This window comes from Rhizobacter sp. P1_G5 (assembly GCF_056405435.1).
The window spans coordinates 1-1,179 of record NZ_JBFUCB010001029.1 but is presented as its reverse complement, the minus strand read 5'-3'; the positions used below and the strand labels follow the sequence as shown (position 1 = coordinate 1,179).

Here is a 1,179-nt window from a genome sequence, read left to right as displayed (position 1 = left end):
GGATGACGGGGATGACGCGAATCATCGGCCGGTATCGGCACGAGGCTGTGGTTCGCTGAGCATGGTGGCTGCGATTGTCGATGAGTCCGTCGCGGGCGATCACCGACTACCCTTCATCGGYAAGCAGTGCATCGTCAGGCCCGATGTGCGTGGGCGATTTCCACGTCGCGTCTCGCATCGACCTTTGCACCAATCCATCGACGCCGAGCATCTGCGCGAAAAGCGCCATGCGAATGGGCACGCCGTTGTCCGTCTGCCTGAAGATGGCCAGACGGGGATCCGAATTGAGATCAACGCTCAGATCGAAAGCGCCGGGCCTGCTGTCGCGCGGCAATGGATGCATGACAACCGTGTCGAGTTTCCCCGTGGCATCGACGATGGCGCGATTGACTTCGAAGCTCTGGTCGTAGCCATCGACCGATTCGTCGGTGAACCGCTCCTTCTGGATCCGGGTGGCATACAAGACGTCTGCGCCCATCACCCCGGTTCGCAAAACGTTGCTCTGCTCCACGACATGCCCGGCACGGGAAGCCATCTCGACGATCTCGGCCGGCATTCCGAGGGAGCGAGGTGAGATCAGCGTGATCTTCAGCCCCCGATGCAGCGCCAGCAGCTTCAGCAAGGAGTGGACGGTCCTGCCGTACTTGAGATCCCCCGCCAGCACCACGTGCGCCCCATCGAGCAACTTGCCGATGCGCGAGAACTCTCGCTGCATGGTGTAGAGGTCCAGCAGGGCCTGGCTGGGGTGTTCGCCGGGGCCGTCGCCGCCATTGATGATGGGGATGTTGGTCGCTTTCGCGAACTCCGCGACGGATCCTTGATCGGGGTGCCGGATGACGAGCGCATCGACATAGCCACTGATGACACGGCTGGTGTCGTAGAGGGACTCACCCTTGGCCATCGAGGAGAACGTGAACCCGGTGGTGTCGCAGACCGAGCCCCCCAGGCGGCAGAAGGCCGCGCCGAAGCTCACCCGCGTGCGGGTGCTGGCCTCGAAGAAGAGGTTCCCCAGCACGGCTCCCTCGAGCACGCGCGTGACCTTCTGGCGCCGAGCAATGGGCTGCATGACGTCGGCCAGGGCGAACAGTGACTCGACCGACTCGCGAGTGAACTGGGACACCGACAGGAGGTGCTTGGCCACGGGCCAAGGCGCGAGTGCCGAGGTGTCTGCGTTATATG

The 1,179-nt window shown here is 63.4% G+C and carries 1 protein-coding gene; it reads right to left on the bottom strand.

The window, feature by feature from the left end; all coding sequences use genetic code 11:
* Positions 1-106: 106 nt before the first annotated feature.
* On the bottom strand, positions 107-1,179 hold a 1,073-nt coding region (locus tag AC1D12_RS33745), incomplete at its 5' end, for an aspartate carbamoyltransferase (RefSeq protein ID WP_477845436.1).